The 20,061-nt window shown below is 41.3% G+C and carries 14 protein-coding genes; all 14 read left to right on the top strand.

Going from position 1 to position 20,061, the window contains the following annotated elements; all coding sequences use genetic code 11:
• Positions 1–147 precede the first annotated feature (147 nt).
• The 14 genes from DESACI_RS11325 (at position 148) to DESACI_RS11390 (ending at position 19,894) form a co-directional block, all read left to right on the top strand.
• Positions 148–840, top strand: a complete 693-nt coding sequence (locus tag DESACI_RS11325) for a response regulator transcription factor (protein WP_014827332.1) — start codon at positions 148–150, stop codon at positions 838–840.
• Complete coding sequence (locus tag DESACI_RS11330) at positions 833–2,734, top strand: ATP-binding protein (protein ID WP_014827333.1); 1,902 nt, start codon at positions 833–835, stop codon at positions 2,732–2,734. The genes DESACI_RS11325 and DESACI_RS11330 overlap by 8 nt, the downstream gene beginning before the upstream one ends.
• 79 nt (positions 2,735–2,813) lie before the next feature.
• Positions 2,814–3,167, top strand: coding sequence for a toprim domain-containing protein (locus tag DESACI_RS11335; RefSeq protein ID WP_014827334.1), 354 nt, complete (start codon positions 2,814–2,816; stop codon positions 3,165–3,167).
• A 317-nt stretch (positions 3,168–3,484) separates the two neighbouring features.
• Complete coding sequence (locus tag DESACI_RS11340; protein WP_014827335.1) at positions 3,485–5,125, top strand: sigma-54-dependent Fis family transcriptional regulator; 1,641 nt, start codon at positions 3,485–3,487, stop codon at positions 5,123–5,125.
• A gap of 707 nt (positions 5,126–5,832) precedes the next feature.
• Entirely contained in the window at positions 5,833–7,059 is a 1,227-nt protein-coding gene (locus DESACI_RS11345; protein WP_014827336.1) for an ATP-grasp domain-containing protein, read from the top strand.
• Positions 7,060–7,061: 2 nt separating this feature from the next.
• A complete protein-coding gene (locus DESACI_RS11350) occupies positions 7,062–7,958 on the top strand; it encodes a succinate--CoA ligase subunit alpha (RefSeq protein WP_014827337.1) in 897 nt (298 codons plus the stop codon).
• A 331-nt stretch (positions 7,959–8,289) separates the two neighbouring features.
• Positions 8,290–8,736, top strand: coding sequence for a C-GCAxxG-C-C family protein (locus DESACI_RS11355; RefSeq protein WP_014827338.1), 447 nt, complete (start codon positions 8,290–8,292; stop codon positions 8,734–8,736).
• A 405-nt stretch (positions 8,737–9,141) separates the two neighbouring features.
• On the top strand, positions 9,142–9,675 hold the full coding sequence (locus tag DESACI_RS11360; RefSeq protein ID WP_014827339.1) for a DoxX family membrane protein: 534 nt from the start codon (positions 9,142–9,144) through the stop codon (positions 9,673–9,675).
• Between the two features lie 363 nt (positions 9,676–10,038).
• Positions 10,039–11,211 carry a MalY/PatB family protein gene (locus DESACI_RS11365; RefSeq protein ID WP_014827340.1) on the top strand — a complete coding sequence of 391 codons (1,173 nt, stop codon included), beginning with the start codon at positions 10,039–10,041 and terminating at the stop codon, positions 11,209–11,211.
• A gap of 261 nt (positions 11,212–11,472) precedes the next feature.
• Positions 11,473–15,279, top strand: a complete 3,807-nt coding sequence (locus DESACI_RS11370; RefSeq protein WP_014827341.1) for a phosphoribosylformylglycinamidine synthase — start codon at positions 11,473–11,475, stop codon at positions 15,277–15,279.
• A 367-nt stretch (positions 15,280–15,646) separates the two neighbouring features.
• Positions 15,647–15,958, top strand: coding sequence for a hypothetical protein (locus DESACI_RS11375; RefSeq protein ID WP_014827342.1), 312 nt, complete (start codon positions 15,647–15,649; stop codon positions 15,956–15,958).
• A gap of 46 nt (positions 15,959–16,004) precedes the next feature.
• Positions 16,005–16,361 (top strand): DsrE family protein, encoded by a 357-nt coding sequence (locus DESACI_RS11380; protein ID WP_014827343.1) that lies wholly within the window; start codon positions 16,005–16,007, stop codon positions 16,359–16,361.
• A 343-nt stretch (positions 16,362–16,704) separates the two neighbouring features.
• Complete coding sequence (locus DESACI_RS11385; protein ID WP_014827344.1) at positions 16,705–17,457, top strand: carbonic anhydrase; 753 nt, start codon at positions 16,705–16,707, stop codon at positions 17,455–17,457.
• 232 nt (positions 17,458–17,689) lie between these two features.
• Complete coding sequence (locus DESACI_RS11390) at positions 17,690–19,894, top strand: PepSY domain-containing protein (RefSeq protein ID WP_148271294.1); 2,205 nt, start codon at positions 17,690–17,692, stop codon at positions 19,892–19,894.
• The last annotated feature ends 167 nt before the right edge of the window (positions 19,895–20,061 follow it).

A 20,061-nucleotide genomic window follows, 5' to 3' on the forward strand; every position in this document is an offset into this window, starting at 1 on the left:
AATTATATTTACAGTGATAAGATACAAATAAAATGTGGCAAAATTATGACAAAAGTTTGAACCTCTTATGACATGAAAGGTGCCACAAATATGTCACAATCAAACGGTTAAATAATGGTAAAATAGACTTGGAGTAGGGGGACGAATATGAACAAGTTTCTTTTAATTGCTGACGATAATGAGAGTATTGTCGATATATTAAAAAGTTACGTAAGTAAAGAAGGTTATTATCCAATTGTGGCGCGTGATGGGGAGGAAACTCTTTCTAAGTTTGCCGAGTACCGGCCGCTGCTTATCTTATTAGACGTTCTGATGCCTAAAAAGGATGGTTTTACAGTTTGTCGGGAAATACGCCAAAACTCAAGTGTGCCAATTATCATGATAACTTCGAAAGGTGAAGACGGAGATCGAATTATGGGGTTAGACATTGGGGCAGACGATTACATAGTAAAGCCTTTTAGTCCCGGTGAAGTTATGGCCCGAATCCGTGCAGTTCTAAGAAGGCTCGACATTTCAGAAGAACTAAACAACGAAATTATTGAGTATCCTGGTCTTGTTATAAAACTTTCAGATTACGAAGTTCTAATTGAGGGAAAGCCCATTTCTTTAACTAAGAAAGAACTCGAAGTTCTATGGATCTTGGCTTCAAACCCGGGAAAAGTTTTTTCCAGAGATAATCTCCTGAACAGTGTTTGGGGATACGAATATTTTGGCGATGCTCGTACCGTGGATACTCACATTAAACGCTTAAGAGCTAAAATGAATGTTCCTGCGGGTCTTCCTTGGGATATCAGGACAATATGGGGAGTCGGCTATAAATTTGAGGTTAAGCATGATTAAAAATAAAATAGTTATCAAATTAACCATTAGTTTGGTTCTAATAGTTACTATCTGTATGATTGCCATTGGCGTATTATTTATGCAGCTTTTTAAACAATATGCCTTTGCCAGTCGGGAAAAGGCAATGCTCACCAGTGCGCGCAGCGTTGCGTCTGTGGCAGCTGAAGTAATTGGAGACTCTAAGGATAAGTCAATAGGCCCTAACAACCCTCTGAGGGGTTATGGCGCCTATCTACGTTCTCTTGATATTATAACTGACTCTCAGGTTTGGATCACTGATAATACTGGCCTGCCTGTTGTAATCTCCGGTAATATCCCAGGGCAGGGAATGGGTCAAGGCAGAGGATTTGGATATGGGGCTAGACAGGGAAACAATAAAGGGAGTGGTTTGGGTCAAGGTTTCCTAACGAATACTGAACCGCTTCCCCAAGAGGCCGAAAATGTGATCCGAAATGTCCTAAAAGGCCAAGAATCCATCAGTGAAAGCTTCAGCAGCATCTATAGGGAAGCGACCATTACGATTGGTGTTCCCATTTTCGATGATCATAATTTGGTGATAGGTACAGTCCTTTTACATACTCCGGTAACAGGAATAACCAGTGTCCTTAATAAAGCCACCGGTATATTAGGCGTCAGTTTATTGGGGGCATTTTTACTCGCTGTAGCCTTGGGCGTATTTTATTCAATCCTCTTTACCCGTCCTTTAAAAGCCATGAACCAAACCGCTGTTGAAATCACAAACGGCAATTATAATGCCAGAACGGGAGTGGAGAGAAGTGATGAGGTCGGACAACTCGGGAAGTCTCTTGATCTTATGGCCCAAGAACTTGGTTTAACCATTGACGAACTATTCCAGGAAAAGCAAAAACTTAATGATATCTTGTCCAGTATTTCCGAAGGAATTGCGGCATTCAACTACAACTTCGAACCGGTAAGTACTAACGCAGCCCTTGCGGGAATCCTTAACCGGATCTTACCTTACTCTGTTGAAGATGTTGACAAAGACTTTAAAGCTTTAGGAATCAAACCTGAAATCGCTCAAGTGTTCGAGAAGAAGCAAACCATTCAGATTCTTAAAAACTGGTCAGATAAGATACTTCAATTTACTATTTCCCCCATCGTCGATAAGCAAGATGCCGTAACCGGGTGTGTTGCCTTAGTTCATGATATCAGTGAAAGTGAGCGGCTTGAACAATTGCGTCGTGATTTTGTAGCGAATGTTTCCCATGAATTTCGTACTCCCCTGACCGTAATCCGGGGGTACCTTGAAGCAATAAACGATGGAAACATCGAGACTTGGGAAGATATACAAAATGTTCACCGAAAGATACTTTCAGAAACCCATAGTTTAGAACGATTGGTAAAGGATCTTTTGGAACTTTCTTACCTGCAATCCGGTAAAGCTGCCATCCATCGAGAGTGCATTCATTTTACAAGCCTTTTAAGCGATACCTTAAAGAGCCTGCAAAGTCTGGCTGATACCAAAACAATAAAATTAGCCTATTCAATTAAAGAAGAAGTGCCTCCTTTTCTAGGGGATTATGACCGGTTACGTCAGCTCATGATTATTTTCTTGGATAACGCTATTACCCATTCACCCAATAATACTTCTATTTTCGTCGAAATCTCTCTGCTGGCTAAACAGGAGCTGATCATCATAATTGATGACGAGGGATATGGTATAACTGCAGATCAATTACCGCATATTTGGGAGCGTTTTTATAAGGGAGACGGATCTCGAACCAGCAAAGGGACTGGGCTCGGCTTAGCAATTGCTAAAGCGTTGATAGATCTCCAAAACGGAAGGATAGAAATCCAAAGCGAGCCGAAGAAAGGCACGAGGATCACAATTTGTCTGCCAATTGAACTTCCTTCTGATTTTAATGTTGACTAGCTGTAGAATATTTCTGTCACGAAGCGCAGAGGCTAGCTCAGTATTATGAAAATCTATTAGAAAGTTCAGAGGTGGATTCATGGGAAAAGTGATTATTGTTGAAGGAAAAACTGATAAACAGCGTCTCCAGCAAATTTTAGACGAACCCGTAGAAATAGCATGTACCTATGGAACGATAGGTGAGGATAAACTAGACGAATTGATCTCCGAATATAGCGAGGATGAAGTCTATGTTCTTTTAGATGCTGATTATGCGGGCGACAAAGTTAGACGCCTATTCAAGCAAGACTTTCCTAATGTTCGCCATTTATATACTCACAGAATGTATCGTGAAGTAGCAACAACTCCTTTTCACGTATTGACCCAGATCCTTGAAGGGGCTCACTTCATAGTCAAACTTCCGGAAGAGGCGGACTGCAGCAACGAATGTTAAAAAAGATGGGGGATAGGAGCGAATGGAGGCATAATTAAATAGACTTATACTTATTGATTGGGCGGCCAACTTAGCCATATTGACTTTCTAAACAGAAAAATGTGCTTCTTTGATGGTGTTTTGATTAACTGCTTTGAAGTTAAGGCATTTTAAAGTCACATCATTACAGTACTCCTTCCATTGTAAATATAATCCAAATATCCTATACAATATAATTACATATTTTCTTTTTAAGTACCGTATTGCAAGCTTAATTAATATCTGATAATTTAGAATAGTAGATTAATTATTCTCTTATTAAACACTAAGGGGAGTTTATGAGTAAAGTTATCGTAACTTCAGCTTATCCGGAACTTACGGGATTAGTCTTAGATTCAGCCGCAAAGTTAAAAATGAAGGTCATCGTTGTAGAGGCTGTTTTAGAAGAGGCTCTTGAAAAAGTCTCGCATCTTAATGAATTATATACCGTAGATGCTATCATCAGCAGAGGAGCAACGGCGGAATTATTAAAACAAACATTCTCTCTGCCGGTTTTGTCATTAGCTCCTAGTGAAGCAGACGTTCTTCTGGCCTTAGCTGCTGCTAAAAATTACAGTCCTCAGATCGGATATTTCAGTTATCCTAACCTTATGGACCAGGAGTTTTTAATTAAAGTTCGAAAAATCCTGCAAATAGAAATAAAACATTATTCCTTTCGAAACATCCGTGAACTAACCGCTCAGATGGAACAGGCTCATCATGATGGCTGTGAAGTTACTGTTGGCGGCGGGCAACGGGGAGCGCTTCTGGCGAGAGCCTTTGGTATGGAAAGTTTCTTGATTTTTTCGAGCCTTAGTACGATAGTCTCTGCCTTGGAGGGGGCTCGAGAAATTGTATCCCATCGACAAAAGAAGAGAGACGAAGAGGAGCGTCAACAACGTTATATCCTTGAAAAAGGTCTAGTGGCCCATTACACGTTCAACGATTTAGTTGGACCAACTCTTCAGGCAACGATCACTAAAGCTATACAATTCAGCAAATCTGAGGGTACGGTCATTATAAGGGGAGAAAGCGGAACCGGTAAGGAACTTTTTGCTCAAAGCATTCATAATGAAAGCCCTCGCAAAAACGGTCCCTTTGTTGCTGTCAATTGTGCCTCGCTGCCAGACAATCTTTTAGAGAGCGAATTGTTCGGTTATGAAGAGGGAGCCTTTACAGGAGCGAAAAAAGGTGGTAAAGTCGGTCTCTTTGCCCTTGCTGATGGAGGCACAATATTTCTGGATGAGATAGGAAAGATGTCTCAAGATTTACAAGCCCGTCTTTTACGAGTTATTCAGACAAGAGAACTGCGCAAACTTGGAGGAGAAAAAAATATTCCGCTGAATGTCCGGTTAATTGCTGCCAGTAATGAGGATTTATACGCCGCTGTAGCCGAGGGAACGTTTCGCAAAGATTTGTACTACCGGCTTAATGTATTAAATCTCCATTTACTTCCGCTTAGGGAAAGAAAAGAAGATATTATGGACTTGGTGGACCATTATCTCACTCGTTATGAACATACTCATGGCTCTAAACCAAATCTTTCACCTGAGTTTGAATCAGCTCTTCAGAACCATGATTATCCTGGCAATATAAGAGAGTTAGAGAATATCCTCGAACGTTATCTAGTCTTAGCAGGAAACAACAAGCCCTTAAGTGAAGGTGAGCTCTTTTCCTTTTTCCCTGAGCTCTGCTCAGAAGTAAGCATAAAAAAAGATTTAGGTCAATCAAGTTTAAATAAAGATAACCCCGTAAAACCAAACGAAGAATTCCCATTGTCGGTTTATCCAGGAACTTTAGAGGATATGGAAACTCAGTTAATTAAAGCGTTATTACTGCGCTATGAGGGTAACAAAACGCAGCTTGCCGAAAAATTAAACATCAGCAGAACAACTCTCTGGAAGAAACTTAATTCAAATGCATTGTTAAATAAAAAATGAACGTTTAGGATGTTCATAAAGTGATTACTGTTCATTTTATGAACACTATGATGCGCTGAGCGTTAAGTGTTAAGTGAATTATTATTACCCCTCTAAAAGGCCGTACTTATGCGGCCTTTTTTTATGAAAAAGTCCACGGACATTTCCGTGCCGAACCTCAGGGCAGGTCCTGAGGTGAACCGCTGACCCTGACGATAAGCGGACGATCTTATGGCCACACTGCAACCGGTAACAAAGAATCCTGCAGTGTGGATTGGCCGAGTTCACTCTTGTGGTCGAAGCCACCTCCTATGAGGTCTGAAGTGTTCGGGCAGTTTTTGCAGAGTAGCCACCCCATGCTGTCTGCGCCAGAGGTTAACAAGTGCGAAGACTGTGTCTTCGAGGGTCAGCTAAGTTTTAAACAGTTTTTAAGAACCTAACTTTAATAATTGGCATGAATATTGCTAAAATTCCAATAATATAAAGTTCTCATAAGGAGGAAAGGGCTTGGACATTGTTCGAATCAAAACTCATATACTTATCGTCGGCGGTGGGTTAGCCGGGTTAAGTCCTGCCATCAGGGCTGGACCTGGATTAGATGTTGCCATGCGGAAAACTTAATCGAGCCACAACGATCCAGAGCATCTTGGGCTGGTTGGGAAAGTAAACTCGTTCAGCTAAAACTGAGATACAAATCTAACTTTGTAAGAAAAGAAAGCGGGGTAAATATGGGGAAACTATTAGAAAACCACAGTAAAAACCTTCTGAGGGAAGCAGGAGTTCTTGTGCCAAAACACGTGGTTGCCCGTTCACCGGAGGAAGCAGCTGAAAAAGCTGCCGAACTGGGCTTTCCTGTGGTATTGAAAGCCTTAGTACCTGTGGGAAAGCGTGGTAAAGCAGGGGCCGTCAAATTTGCTCAAAATGCCCAAGAAGCTTTTGAGCTGACGAGAGAATTATTGGCCATGACGGTAAGGCATTTTCCGGTAGAGAAAGTCCTAATTGAAGAAAAAATCGCAATTGCTCAGGAATGGTACTTAGCAATTACGATTGATAAGAAAGCACAGACTCCCTTAATTATTGCCAGCTTAAAAGGAGGAGTTGATGTTGAGGAGTTGAGTCAAAGTGCACCGGAACAAATAATGACGAAATCTATCGATCCAATTCTTGGGTTTGCCGAATTTCAAGCAAAAGAATTATGGTCTGAGCTTGGTTTGACTGGAAAACCTTTGACGTTAGCAACCCAAGCTTTAACATGCTTAGTTAAGATATTTCTTGCTAAAGATGCAACTCTTTTAGAAATCAACCCTTTAGTGCTTACCGAAAATGGAGACGTGGCAGCGGCTGCTTCAGTCATGAGTGTTGATGACAGCGCAATGTACAGACACCCTGAATTAGCAGCGATGGTTCAATTAGGGAGCGAAAGAACTTGGCGGCCTTTGACCGATTTAGAGAAAAGAATGGTAGAAGTCAATGAATTAGATCCTTATCGGGGGACGGCCCGCTATACAGAAATGGATGGAGGAGAGATTGGATTTTTATGCGGCGGGGGAGGAGGAAGCCTTCTTTCTTTTGATGCTCTCGTTTCCTTCGGGGGAAGACCTGCCAATTACAGCGAGGTGGGGGGGAACCCGCCTGAACGAAAAGTTTTGGGGATCACTAAAGGGATCTTAGCGAAACCGGGAGTCAAAGGGTTATTCGTTGCTCATAATATTACAAATAATACTCAGGTCGATGTTCTTGCTCAGGGAGTCGTTCAAGCTTTAAAGGAAATGGGAAAAGATCCAAAAATCTTTCCTGTGGTCGTGAGAGAGGCCGGTGTCAATGACGAAGCTGCAAGAGAAATATTCACTAAAACCGGAGTTGAATACTACGGGGACAATGCCACTATTACGGAAGCGGCTCAAAGAATGGTCGAGCGAATTAAAGCCTTAGAAATATCAGGGGAGGGGATTTAATTATGTCTATCCTCTTAGATAAAAATTCTAGAATTGCAATTCAAGGAATTACCGGCAGAGAAGCGGCCATGGTCACAAAACACAGTCTTGATTATGGAACTAAACTATTGGCCGGTGTTACTCCCGGAAAATCCGGGCAAGAAGTCCATGGGGTACCTGTTTATGACACCTTAAAAAAAGCAGTGGCGATTCATGGCATAAACACGTCAGTAATCTATGTACCTCCGGCTTTTGTCTATGATGCAGTTTTAGAGGCCATATCTGCGGGAGTAACCTTAATCCTTATTGCTACAGAAAATGTTCCGCAAATGGATGCTATGAAATTTTTAGCCTCTGCTAAAAAAAATGGCGTACGTGTGATTGGTCCTAATTCTGTGGGAATTATTACCCCTAAAGATCGAGTCAAAGTAGGTGCTATAGGGGGAGATAATGTTGAACGCTGTTTTGTTCCCGGCGGGATCGGCGTTATTTCCCGCAGCGGAGGCATGACCGCAGAAAGTTCTTGGCTGGTTAAACGGGCAGGCTATGGCGTAAGTACCTCAGTCAGTATCGGTGGGGATGCTCTGATTGGTACTTCCATCAAAGATCTGCTCTTGCTTTATCAAAAGGATCCGAAAACTGAAGCCGTTGTAACATTTTCTGAACCGGGAACACATTTTGAGGAAGAAGCGGCTGAATTTATGATGGAAGGGGGATTCACAAAGCCTTTATTCAGTTTTGTGGCAGGCCGATTTACTGAAACTATGCCTGAAGGGACAGTCTTCGGCCATGCTGGTGCTATGATCTCCGGTGGTACAGGTAAACCGACTCAAAAAATGGCCCTGCTGCGGAGCGCAGGTGCCCATGTCTTGGAACGGTTTGATGATTTAATCCCACTATTAAAACAGGTTCTTAATTAATTACTTTTCAATTAATCTTGGTTAATTCATCGGAATTCAGAAAGGTACTCGCCCAAAAGTTTGGGGAGTGCCTTTTATATTATTCGTTAGGGTTTTAACCATTGGAATATCATCAATCTACTTGTGGATTAGATATTTTTAAAACGGAATAGGAACCGAATTCTAACTATAGATAAATGTATCGTGTTCACTCGCATGAAAATCACTTATTTATCGAAAGTTGTTGTATTTTCTTAAGAATCATTGATCCAAGATTCTATTAAATAGTAGGAATATTCGAATATATAGAGAATAACTTAAGGAGGTACTTGTAAAGAGTAGGAGGTATTTTATGGACGACATGGCAATGGAGGCTCGTTCACGAGCTGGAAACAAATTTAAGGAAGGCCTAAATTGTTCAGAGTCAATTCTGCAAACGTTTAATGAATTACTCAAAAATCCCCTGAATAGTGAAAGCTTAAAAATGGCATCGGGGTTTGGGGGAGGATTAGGGCATGCCGGCTGTATGTGCGGGGCTTTAACCAGTTCAGTCATGATTTTAGGACTTTACCAAGGTCGTACCACTCCCCAGATAGATCGGGAACCTGTTTACAACCTCGCCCATGAATTCCATGATCGCTTTTCTGATCAATTTGGAGGGACTTGTTGCCGGGTTTTAAATCCTCATGAATTTGATACTCCGGAGCATTTAAGACATTGTCTGAAACTAACAGGGGGAACCGCCAAACTTCTGATGGAATATATCTTGGAAAAAGGGCTTTCCTTACCAAATAAATAAGCATGGGGTTCTTATAAAGCAATATTTTAGCACAATCCTAGCAGCAGATTTTCTGCTCAAAGGGTTGTGCTAAAATATTGCCATTTAATGGGTTTTTAAATCCAGTGATCTGAATGATTTATAATCGATAAGTGATTTATATTTTCAAATTGTAGAGATTATCATTAGAGTCGAGAAAACCATTAACTAGTATTAATGCATAGACTAAAATTAATATAAATAAGTATTGATTACGGATTGATAAAGCGCTATAATAATACCAGAACAATTAGTAAATAGTATTAATTCTATTTTATGGATAAGCTTACAGTATTTTTACATTGAAAATCATTTTCAACTTATGATAAGATAATCAAGCTCTATTTTAATTAAATTCGATTTTAAAAAAACAGGAGGTAGAAAGACATGAACTCATATTTTGATGCTGTCAAATCAGAATTAAAGGATTGGAAAAAGGCTCTCGTAGTTATAATTTTCACAGTAGCAAGAATCATTTATGGTTATGCCTGGGTTGAGGCAGGTTGGGAAAAAGCAACTTCAGGTTGGCTTAACTTGGCTGGAGGTCATGCTAAAGGACTCATAGCAGGAATGGTTGCCAACATGCTCCCGCCTAAAGCGCATGGATTTGACCCTCTCTATATCAATAAATTATGGGCTTGGATTGCCGTTCATATCTTTAACGGTATGCCCGGTATAACAGATTTCTTAGTTCCCATTTGCGAGATTGCGGTTGGTATAGGAATGATCATCGGTTTCAGACTCTTATGGGTTGCTTTACTTGGTCTCTTCCTGAATGTGCAGTTTATAACTGCCGGATCTGGAAACAACTTTGGCTATATCTGGACGAACATCATTGTTATGAATTTCGCAAAATATTTCGAATTAATCGGTGTTAGTGGATATTTAAGGTTTAAAAAAGGTCAAAAAGTTCTTAACTAAAAAATTAAAAATTTAACATTTAACATTAAAAATATTGAACAGGTAGTTGGTAGAGAAGCATTGTTTTACTTTATGTAACGATGCTTCTTTTTTTTGTTCATTAATTAAACAGCTTGTCGGACGAACATTCCTAAGATTTTAGTGTAATGCAGTTAGGAATCCCATCAGCGGATAAGTGTAGGTTTATATTCACATAAATGTTAGTATCTTGCAGCGTAATTTAATAGTTAAAGCAGATTAAATAATTTTTAGTTTATACCAATACAATAAAATGTAAGATATAATTGTATTGATATAATCTAGAATGAAAGTAAAGAGTCAAAGAAGAGATATTAAGGAAATGAACAGAAAAAGGAGTCGCTTATGAACTGCAACTTTGACAAACTTCATGACCGGCGCCGGACCGGCTCTCTAAAATGGGATTTTAACCAAAAGATTTTTGGGCGTGAGGATATTTTACCACTTTGGGTAGCGGACATGGATTTTCAGGCACCCCAGGCAGTGGTAGAAGCCTTGGTTAAGAGGGCCCAACACGGTATTTATGGATATACTGACGGTATGGACCAATACTATGAATCCGTCATTGCCTGGATGGAAGAGCGACATGGCTGGCAAATTCAACGTGATTGGATCGTATATAGTCCTGGGATTGTTCCGGCTCTGAACGAATTGGTGAGGGCTTTTGCAAAACCCGGAGATAAAATTCTTCTGCAGTCTCCCGTGTACCATCCTTTTTTTCAAGCTATTAAGAATCATGGCTGCGAGGTTGTCAATAACCAACTAGGTTTGAGAGATGGCAGATATACAATTAATTTTGACGACCTGGAGAAAAAGTTTGCCGACGGTGTTAAATTCATGATTTTCTGCAGTCCCCACAACCCGGTAGGGCGTGTGTGGGAAAGAGAAGAATTAGAGCTTTTAGGCAAACTTTGCTTAACCTATGATGTCTTATTGATTTCCGATGAAATTCATGGTGATCTCATTTATGATGGATATCGACATCTACCTTTTGGTTCACTATCATTAGAATTAGCTCAACATTCCATCGTCTGCACGGCTCCAAGCAAGACATTTAATCTTGCAGGTCTGCAAACTTCAAATATAATTATTCCCAATGAGAAATATCGGGAAATTTATAAATCCTCAGTAAACTTGACTGGCATCCATCTTCCAAATGTCTTCGGCGCGACGGCCATGGAGGCGGCTTATCGAGAAGGAAGAGCGTGGCTGGATCAGTTAATGGTATATCTACAGGGTAATTTAGACTATCTCTTGTTGCGTGTTTCTCAAGAATTGCCTCAAATTAAAGTGATAAAGCCGGAAGGAACATATCTTGTCTGGCTTGACTTCCGTGCTTTAGGGTTAGATCCTAAAGCATTACAGGAATTTTTAGTTCATAAAGCTGGGGTCGGGTTAAATGCGGGTTATGGGTTTGGCCCAGGAGGCGAAGGCTTTGAAAGGATAAATATTGGATGCCCGCGTTCATTATTAGAAGAGGGATTGGGAAGAATTATCAGGGCTGTTAAAGACCTTTAACGTGCGTCACACTTTTCTTAAAGTTTGCACTTCAAGTAGTGGCTTTTATTTCTTTTTGAATCATGGTATTATGCAAACATAGAGAAAACGGACAACCTATAGTTTAAAGTAACTGGCAACGAGGTCATAGACAAAGCGCTATGACCTTAAACATATTTTGGCTTATATTGCCGATCAAGAATATTCCCCAGAGAAAAGCCTGTTTATTAACCGAATGGAGATCAAATTATATTTAAGGCAAATAGATAATGGAGGTAACTCATGGAATCACAAACAGTCAAGAGGATTTATGTTGAAAAAAGGCCAGGATACGATATCGAGGCTCAAGGATTATTGAGCGATCTGCGTGAAAACTTAGGGATCAATTCTTTGTTAGGCTTACGAATTATTAACCGCTATGATATTTCCGGAATAACAGATGAAGAATACCAACAATCGCGCTCAATCATTTTTGCTGAACCGCCTCTTGATTATATGTATGATGAACGTCTTGATGTCCCGGCAGAAGACAGAGTTTTTGCCATGGAATATCTCCCTGGTCAATATGACCAGCGAGCAGATTCAGCTGCCCAATGTCTCCAAATTCTTACTCAAAAAGAGCGGCCGCTTATTGCTTCTGCTAAAGTAATTGCTCTCAAGGGTTCTTTAACAGAAGATGATTTCCAAGTTATTAAACAATATTGTATAAATCCGGTGGAATCTAGGGAAGCTTCTTTAGAAAAGCCTAAATCTCTGGAATTTGAATCTGTCATCCCCCCCCATGTAGAGGTAATCTCGAATTTTATTGCTAAATCCGCGGAAGAACTTAAAGTATTTTTTCACGAATCTGGCTTAGCAATGAGTTTTGAGGATTTAATGTTTTGCCAAACCTATTTCCGTGACTCAGAGAAGCGGAATCCGACAATTACTGAAATTCGAGTCATTGACACCTATTGGTCGGATCACTGCCGTCACACTACATTCAATACAAGAATTGAAGAAGTAACGATTCCCTCTGGAGACTTTTCCTCACAGTTACTGGAATCCTATCAAGAATATCTTGCCTCTCGAAACTTTGTCTATGCGGAAAAAATAAATGACAGAGATATTTGTCTGATGGACCTGGCTGTCATAGGAATGAAAGAATTAAAAAAGAGAGGATACCTAAATGACCTCGATGAATCTGAAGAGATAAACGCCTGCAGTATTGTTGTTAATGCAGAATTAAATGGCCAATCTGAAGAGTGGCTTGTCATGTTTAAAAATGAGACTCATAATCATCCCACCGAGATTGAACCCTTCGGAGGCGCTGCTACCTGCCTGGGCGGAGCCATACGTGATCCCTTGTCAGGAAGAACTTATGTCTACCAGGCCATGCGTGTAACAGGAAGCGGAGATCCCAGAGGTAAACTGGAAGCAACCTTAGCCGGAAAATTGCCTCAGCGCAAAATCACTCAAGGAGCCGCAGCAGGTTATAGCTCTTATGGAAATCAAATAGGTCTGGCAACGGGACAAGTTACTGAAGTCTATGATGAAGGTTTTATAGCTAAGCGTATGGAAATCGGGGCTGTCATCGCAGCAGCTCCTCGCAAAAATGTTGTGCGTGAAACACCTCAAGCTGGAGACATAGTCGTATTAGTCGGTGGAAGAACAGGACGGGACGGATGTGGAGGTGCAACTGGCTCGTCAAAAGAACATACCTCAGAGTCTTTGTTAACCTGTGGAGCAGAGGTTCAAAAAGGAAATCCGCCCACGGAACGCAAGATTCAGCGCTTGTTCCGAAAATCGGAAGTCAGCACCATGATTAAACGCTGCAACGATTTTGGAGCAGGCGGTGTTTCCGTAGCCATCGGTGAATTAACAGAAGGACTGGAGATCAATCTTGATGTTGTTCCCAAAAAATATGAAGGGTTGGATGGCACAGAGCTGGCTATTTCCGAATCACAGGAACGTATGGCAGTAGTTATTAGTTCGGGAAATTTGGAGCCTTTCATTAAGTTTGCCCATGAGGAGAATTTAGAAGCTACTCCGGTTGCTCAGGTAACTTCCAGCCCCAGGCTTAAAATGACCTGGAGAGGTCAGACTATTGTTGATTTAAGCCGGGAGTTTCTAAATACGAATGGTATTAAACAAACTGCAAAGGTTCAAGTGAATTTACCGGATTTTCAAAACAACTACTTTAAAGAATTATCTGCGGCTCTCCATTCTTTCACAACGGAACCTTTAGAGTCCTCTGTTTTTGCTAAAGCATGGCTTGCTAACTTACAGGACCTAAATGTATGCAGCCAGAAAGGCCTTGTCGAAAGGTTTGACAGCAGCATTGGCATGTCCACAGTTTTAATGCCTCTGGGAGGGAAATATCAAGCGACTCCCGCCGAAGGGATGATAGCCAAACTCCCAATTTTAAGCGGAGATTCACCGGTTGCCACGGTAATGACCTATGGTTATAATCCGCAGCTGGCAAAATGGAGCCCCTTCCATGGTGCTCTCTATGCAGTCGTTGATGCCGTGAGTAAAATTGTTGCTCTCGGCGGAGATTATCGCAAGGTTCGTCTAACTCTTCAAGAGTATTTTGAAAAACTCGGTACGGATCCGGAAAAGTGGGGTAAACCTTTTAGCGCCTTGTTAGGAGCTTTTTATGCTCAGAAAAAGCTCGGAATACCAGCTATCGGCGGAAAAGATAGTATGTCAGGTACCTTTATGAATTTAAATGTACCGCCAACCTTAGTAGCTTTTGCCGTCAATGTCCTTAACGTGGACAAGGTGGTTTCCCAGGAGTTCAAAAAAGCCGGAAGTCAAGTGGTCTTAATAAGTTCGCAGCGGAACAGCCAGGAAATTCCTGACTTTGAACAACTGATGAAAAACTACCGCAAGGTCTATGAATTAATCCAAGCCGGATATGTTTTAGCTTCTCATACTATTCCCATGGGAGGTCTGGCGGCGGCTGTCAGTAAGATGTCATTTGGAAATAGGATTGGTTTAACAATCAAAGAACCTATGGACGTTCAGCAGCTTTATGCCGCCAATTACGGCTCAATCCTGTTAGAAATTGAAGAATCAGTCTCCTTAGATGATGTTTTTGGCGAGGTTCACTATAAACTGCTGGGTACGACTCAAAACACCCCAGAGCTGACAGTCAACGGAGTTTCTATCGGTATTGAATTGGCTTTAAAAGCTTGGGAACAACCCTTAGAAAAAGTCTTCCCTACCTGTACTGAAGATATGATTGAGCCAAGAACTGTAAGCTATAAATTACGCAATATACAAAAGCCAGCGTTGAAAATTGCCAGACCTAAAGTTTTTATCCCTGTTTTTCCGGGAACTAATTGTGAATATGATTCTGCAAGGGCTTTTGAAAAAGTAGGCGCTTCTGTTGAAACGCTAATTATTCGCAACTTAACTCCTGCAGACGTGGAAGAATCAATTCAGGAGATGGCCAAGAAAATTGCCCAAGCCCAAATCGTCATGTTAGCCGGTGGTTTCAGCGCCGGAGATGAACCTGACGGTTCCGGAAAGTTTATTGCAGCTATGTTCAGGAACCCTCGGATCAAGGAGGCTGTTGCAGAACTCTTAAACAAACGTGACGGACTTATGTTAGGAATTTGCAATGGCTTTCAGGCATTGATTAAACTAGGTTTAGTGCCCTATGGAGAAATTTTGGATTTGACGGAAGAAGCCCCGACCTTGACTTATAACAAGATTGGGCGCCATGTATCCTGTATGGTTCAAACAAAGATAGTCTCTGTTTTATCACCTTGGTTTAGCGGAGTCAAGCTGGGGGACATTCATACGATTCCTGTATCTCATGGAGAAGGACGTTTTGTTGCCAGTCGAAACATTATAGAAACCCTGGAAGCCAATGGGCAAATTGCCACCCAGTATGTTGATTTTTCTGGTAATCCTAGTAATCGTATCGAGTTTAATCCAAATGGCTCTTATGAGGCCATCGAAGGTATTACCAGTCCGGATGGACGAATTTTAGGCAAGATGGCTCATTCTGAACGGACGGGCCATGGAGTGGCATGCAATATCCCCGGAGAAAAATATCAGCCGATTTTTGCCGGCGGTGTTAATTATTTCAGGGATTAACAGTGACGAAAGTGTCCTGTGGGCGGTTTCGACGAAAACGCCCAGCCAATAACTAATGTTATGCCCAGAAGATGAACTCTACCCCTCCGAAACAAAGAACGGAGAGCACTTCCACATAAGGGAAACGGGAGTCTCCGATTGGAGGTAAATAAGTATACGCAAGAGGAGTTAGAGTAATATCTTGGTAATCCCTTTGCAGGGTTTGAGAATTGTTTGTCGAAGACATACTCTGGGGCATTTTATATTAGGAGAGGTTATTTTCCGAGTACTGTTAGAAGTATAGATTTCGGGTGCATACTTTCGAGATGGCGAGAAGAGAGGAAAATAACCAAGGATTTGATCACAAAAGAATTAGGAGATGAACTATATGGAATCTAAATTTGAAGCAGCTGTCGTTACAGTACAAGACAAAAATGTTGCGGTGATTTCGGTAAACCGCAATATCTTTCATGACTCAGATAATGCTATTATGATTATTAAAGCGATGCTTCCGGTCTTTCCTGGGATGCCTGTTATTCTCATGACAATTGATCCCCAAGGAAATCCGGCTTATTTTGGCAGGTCAGATCTAATACTGTTACTGGAAACGCTCAATATTAAAGAAGCATCATGGAAAGAGATTACAGCTGAAATCGACCTGAGCAAAACTTGCCCAACCAAAGAGGCAGGGGATATGTAGGTTTATTTCGATCTTCCTATCCCCAAAAGTAAAGGAGGAATTAGCTATGGAAAAATTTCTATTTGTGCTAAGCCGTGGACTTGAGGACCCTGTACGGGCCACTAGGGCTTTTCAACTGGCGAAGGTAGCCAAAGAAAAAGGGCATGAAGTAAATATTTTCTTAGTTGATGATGCGGTTTCTTACGCGATTTTGGGATTGGCAGATGGAGTTATGGCACCCACAGGGGATAATGCCAAGCAATACCTTGACTATCTGATAAGTCAAGATGTCTCGTTTTACGTTTGCACTCCCTGTGCGCGTACTAGACTTTTTGGAGAAGATCAATTTATTAAAGGCGCAAAATTATCGACAGCGGGTCATCTGATTGATATGGCAGCGGAATCTAAAGTATTTACATTTTAACCATTCTTGCCAAAAAGTACTTCGATCATGAGATGGCATTTCATACAAATAGTCCATCATTTTAAGACTAAAACCTAATTATCATAAGCAAGACAGCAGGTTTCCTTTAAGGAGACCTGTTTTTTTTATGCTATCCGAAAGCAAAACTTGTGGTCGTATACTGCAAGAAAAGTTAATACGAGTGAAAACGGTGTCTTCGTCCTCCGGCATAAGTGCAACTTGGCAGTCACCAACCAAGTTTTCTGGATAGTATCTGAATGTATAACCTGTGGGGTAGATTAAGCCGGGGCTTCTTTGGGTTAAACTGGGTATAGAAAGCATTTAGAATAAGGAGAGAATTTTTATGAAACGGAAATCTTCTTACATAGTTTTAGTCCTGTTTAATCTCGCAATCCTTCTGAACGGTTGCCATCAATCGTCACTTCCTCAGCCCGTTACCCCCTCAGTTGACCAAAATTCTCAAGTGCAACAAACATCAGCAATGCCCGTCTATCAACGCAAGGAGATGATAACTTCTCCGGCAGAAGCACTGCAACTTCTTTTGAATGGTAACCAACGCTTCAAATCGGGAAAGGTCTTAAATAAAGATTTTAGTGCCGACAAGCGTTCTGACTTATTGCAGAAGGGGCAGCATCCTTTTGCGGCGATTATTAGCTGCTCAGATTCACGCGTACCGCCGGAATTGTTATTTGACCAAGCTCTAGGCGATCTATTTGTCATTCGCGTCGCGGGGAATGTCATAACTCCCGCTGAATTAGGGAGTGTGGAGTATGCCGTTGATCATCTAAAGGTGCCTTTAGTCTTAGTACTTGGCCATGAAGGCTGCGGGGCTGTCACTGCTGCCGTAGAAGGAGGAGAAGCGAAAGGCAGCCTATCTGCTGTAATTGATAAAATAACACCCTCTGTCCATACAGCAACGTCTTATGGTCTAAAGGGAAACATATTCCTTGAGACATGTGTTGACTTGAATATCCATAATTCAGTTCTTGATATTCAAAAGAGTCCTGTGATTAAAGAGTATTTAAATACAAAACAGATACAAATTGTTGGCGCTAAATATGATTTAGACCAAGGAAAGGTGTCAATTCTTAACTAAAGTACGATTTATGTAAGTTTATGTCGATAAATTCTTAGTCGGAAAACCTGCTAATTAAACGTCTATATTTTATAATAGGAAATAGATTAAAGAACATGCTTTTAAACAGAGGAAGACATCATAGTATGCGATCTATATCATTTAAGACAAAAGTAAGGAGGGATAGGTACGCTAAAAATTTAAAGAAAATAGAGAGGAAGGGAAAAGAGTGAACAATAAATATCGAAAAACAATGGCAAGCCTTATATCTATGGCATTTTTTCTGCAAATAACAGCTTCACCGGTTCTCGCTGCTGAACAGGCTTCAGGGACAACGATACCGGTTGTTGTTTCCCCAGTAATGTCATTGCCGACAATTTCTTTAGAAAAGGCCATCGAGATTGTTAAACATAATTTTGACATACCGAGTGATCTAACGAATTTTACCTCAAATTTCAGTACCAGTGATGACCGGCAAGCCTGGTCCCTGCATTGGAATAATACTGATAAACCCGGGGATTTCATGGCTGAGGTAAATGCCGTCAATGGTGATATTATTAGTATTAACAACTGGAAAGATGAAACCTCAACGACAAGTTCGAGCATCTCTGTTGTAACGAAAGAAGATGCTCGGAAAATTTGTGATACGCTTTTGAACCGGCTCCTGGGGCAACGGGCTCAAAATATGAAATTGCTGAATAATGATCAACAGATTGTACCAATCAATACCTATGGACCGGTTACTTACAACTTTCAGTATCAGCGGCTCGTCAATGATATTCCTTTTACAGCGAATGGTGCTAATGTCCAGGTCTCAGGCAGTGATGGACACATTATCTCCTACAATCTCAACTGGAGTGATGTTAAGTTTCCAGACAGTAAAGATGTAATCAGTGAAACTCAGGCTAAAGAAGCCTTTACTGCATCACCTTTCTTTAAACTACAATATTGGACACCGGAACCTTACCGAATCTTGAGTGCCGGTCAAAAACTAAATGCCAAACTTGTTTATCAATTAGTCAGCCCAAGCGGGGGAGCAATCGATGCCTTGACCGGTGAACCGCTTACGCTAAATTCCGGAGATTGGCTTGCTGAGACATCTATGAGCGGCGGTATGGGCGGCAAAGGTGACGCGGCCGGTTCGGCTTCGAGTGCCGCTCAAAATTTAACTCCTCAGGAACAGCGTGAGGTGGCTAATACAGCCAAGCTTCTGAAACAAGATGAAGCTATTGCGGCAGTGAAACGCTGGATTAGTATTCCCGATGAATTAACACTGCGCAGCGCCAACTTGAGTACAGACTGGCGAAGCGCGGATAATCGTGTCTGGAGTTTTGATTGGTTCAACGCGAATCGGGATAACTCAGAAGGCCAAGCTCAATATATGAGTGCCAGAATTGATGCGTCAACGGGAGAATTACTGGGATTCAACCGCTCCTATCAATCTACGGCTAAAAGTGATTCGAAACTGGACAAAACAGCAATGCAAAAAATAGCAGAAAATTTTTTGCAAAAAGTTCAGCCTAATAAGTTCAGCCAAGTAACGTTGGATACAGCAGACAGCCCTGAGCAGATGAAAATAGCTGAACCTGTCGGTACAGGAAGTTTCATCTATCATCGCGTGGTAAACGGGATTGACTTTCCGAATAATATAATGGCGATTCGTGTAGAACCTTCTGACGGAACCATTACCAACTACGATTTAAACTGGTCTAATCTTGATTTTCCGAACTCCTCCGGAATATTAACTAAAGATCAGGCAGTTGAAGCCTTTCTAAAGAATCGCCCGATGACTTTGACCTATGTTCGAATTTTTTCAAATGGTATTCCCGGAGATGTGCGTTTAGTTTATCTTCCTAAGGCAAAAGATCAAAGCAATCAATCGTTTAATATTCTTGATGCCATGAGCGGTGAATTGCTGAATTTTCAAGGGGAAACGGTTGACCAAGGGCCACAGCCATACGAATTTTCCGATATCACAGGAGTTGTAGGTGAGCAAGAGATATCAGCTCTTGGAGAAGCAGGATTATTTGGGGATTTTGGCAGTAGTTTTAAACCTAATGAGAAAATGACTCTTGGTTCTCTCTTAAGAGCTATGTATCTCAGCCGTTACGGCGTTTGGCAATATGCATCTTTATCCGACTCAGAGATAATCACCCGGGCTAAAGATCAAGGTTGGCTAAAGGAAAACCTGCAACCAAAGGATCAAGTCAGCCGCGACTTATTATGCAAGATACTTCTGCGTTTTCTGCAGCTTAATAAATTAGCTGAATTGAAGAATATTTATCAGGTTAATTTCCAAGATAGTTCGGATATTCCGACGGCTGATTTAGGGTACGTTGCCGTGGCAACTGGCACAGGGATTGTACAAGTCAAAGGTCAAAGCTTTGCTCCCAACGAAGTTGTGGATCGTGCTGAAGCTGCGGGGGATTTATTCAGAGCACTGACTTGGCGCAGTTAATTTTAACGAACATCACTCATTTACTAGTTATTCTCTGGAGAGTTTTGTCTTGAACGACAAGACTCTCTTTTCTTTTCGAAGGTGTTGTATTCATAGATGATTTATCCGATTTTTAAGAGGGGTTGTACCAAAACTTGTTGGCAGCCTCATTGAGTCCCCACTTTCAC

Origin of the sequence: Desulfosporosinus acidiphilus SJ4 (genome assembly GCF_000255115.2) — a bacterium.
Taxonomy (GTDB): Bacteria; Bacillota; Desulfitobacteriia; order Desulfitobacteriales; family Desulfitobacteriaceae; genus Desulfosporosinus; species Desulfosporosinus acidiphilus.

Excerpts from the sequence above, each read along its gene's own strand:
- DESACI_RS11355 (WP_014827338.1), top strand. The coding sequence starts at position 8,290 with ATGGACGACATGGCAATGGAGGCTCGTTCACGAGCTGGAAACAAATTT.
- DESACI_RS11390 (WP_148271294.1), top strand. The coding sequence starts at position 17,690 with ATGGCAAGCCTTATATCTATGGCATTTTTTCTGCAAATAACAGCTTCA.
- DESACI_RS11360 (WP_014827339.1), top strand. The coding sequence starts at position 9,142 with ATGAACTCATATTTTGATGCTGTCAAATCAGAATTAAAGGATTGGAAA.
- DESACI_RS11370 (WP_014827341.1), top strand. The coding sequence starts at position 11,473 with ATGGAATCACAAACAGTCAAGAGGATTTATGTTGAAAAAAGGCCAGGA.
- DESACI_RS11325 (WP_014827332.1), top strand. The coding sequence starts at position 148 with ATGAACAAGTTTCTTTTAATTGCTGACGATAATGAGAGTATTGTCGAT.
- DESACI_RS11380 (WP_014827343.1), top strand. The coding sequence starts at position 16,005 with ATGGAAAAATTTCTATTTGTGCTAAGCCGTGGACTTGAGGACCCTGTA.
- DESACI_RS11340 (WP_014827335.1), top strand. The coding sequence starts at position 3,485 with ATGAGTAAAGTTATCGTAACTTCAGCTTATCCGGAACTTACGGGATTA.
- DESACI_RS11375 (WP_014827342.1), top strand. The coding sequence starts at position 15,647 with ATGGAATCTAAATTTGAAGCAGCTGTCGTTACAGTACAAGACAAAAAT.
- DESACI_RS11365 (WP_014827340.1), top strand. The coding sequence starts at position 10,039 with ATGAACTGCAACTTTGACAAACTTCATGACCGGCGCCGGACCGGCTCT.
- DESACI_RS11330 (WP_014827333.1), top strand. The coding sequence starts at position 833 with ATGATTAAAAATAAAATAGTTATCAAATTAACCATTAGTTTGGTTCTA.
- DESACI_RS11350 (WP_014827337.1), top strand. The coding sequence starts at position 7,062 with ATGTCTATCCTCTTAGATAAAAATTCTAGAATTGCAATTCAAGGAATT.
- DESACI_RS11335 (WP_014827334.1), top strand. The coding sequence starts at position 2,814 with ATGGGAAAAGTGATTATTGTTGAAGGAAAAACTGATAAACAGCGTCTC.
- DESACI_RS11345 (WP_014827336.1), top strand. The coding sequence starts at position 5,833 with ATGGGGAAACTATTAGAAAACCACAGTAAAAACCTTCTGAGGGAAGCA.
- DESACI_RS11385 (WP_014827344.1), top strand. The coding sequence starts at position 16,705 with ATGAAACGGAAATCTTCTTACATAGTTTTAGTCCTGTTTAATCTCGCA.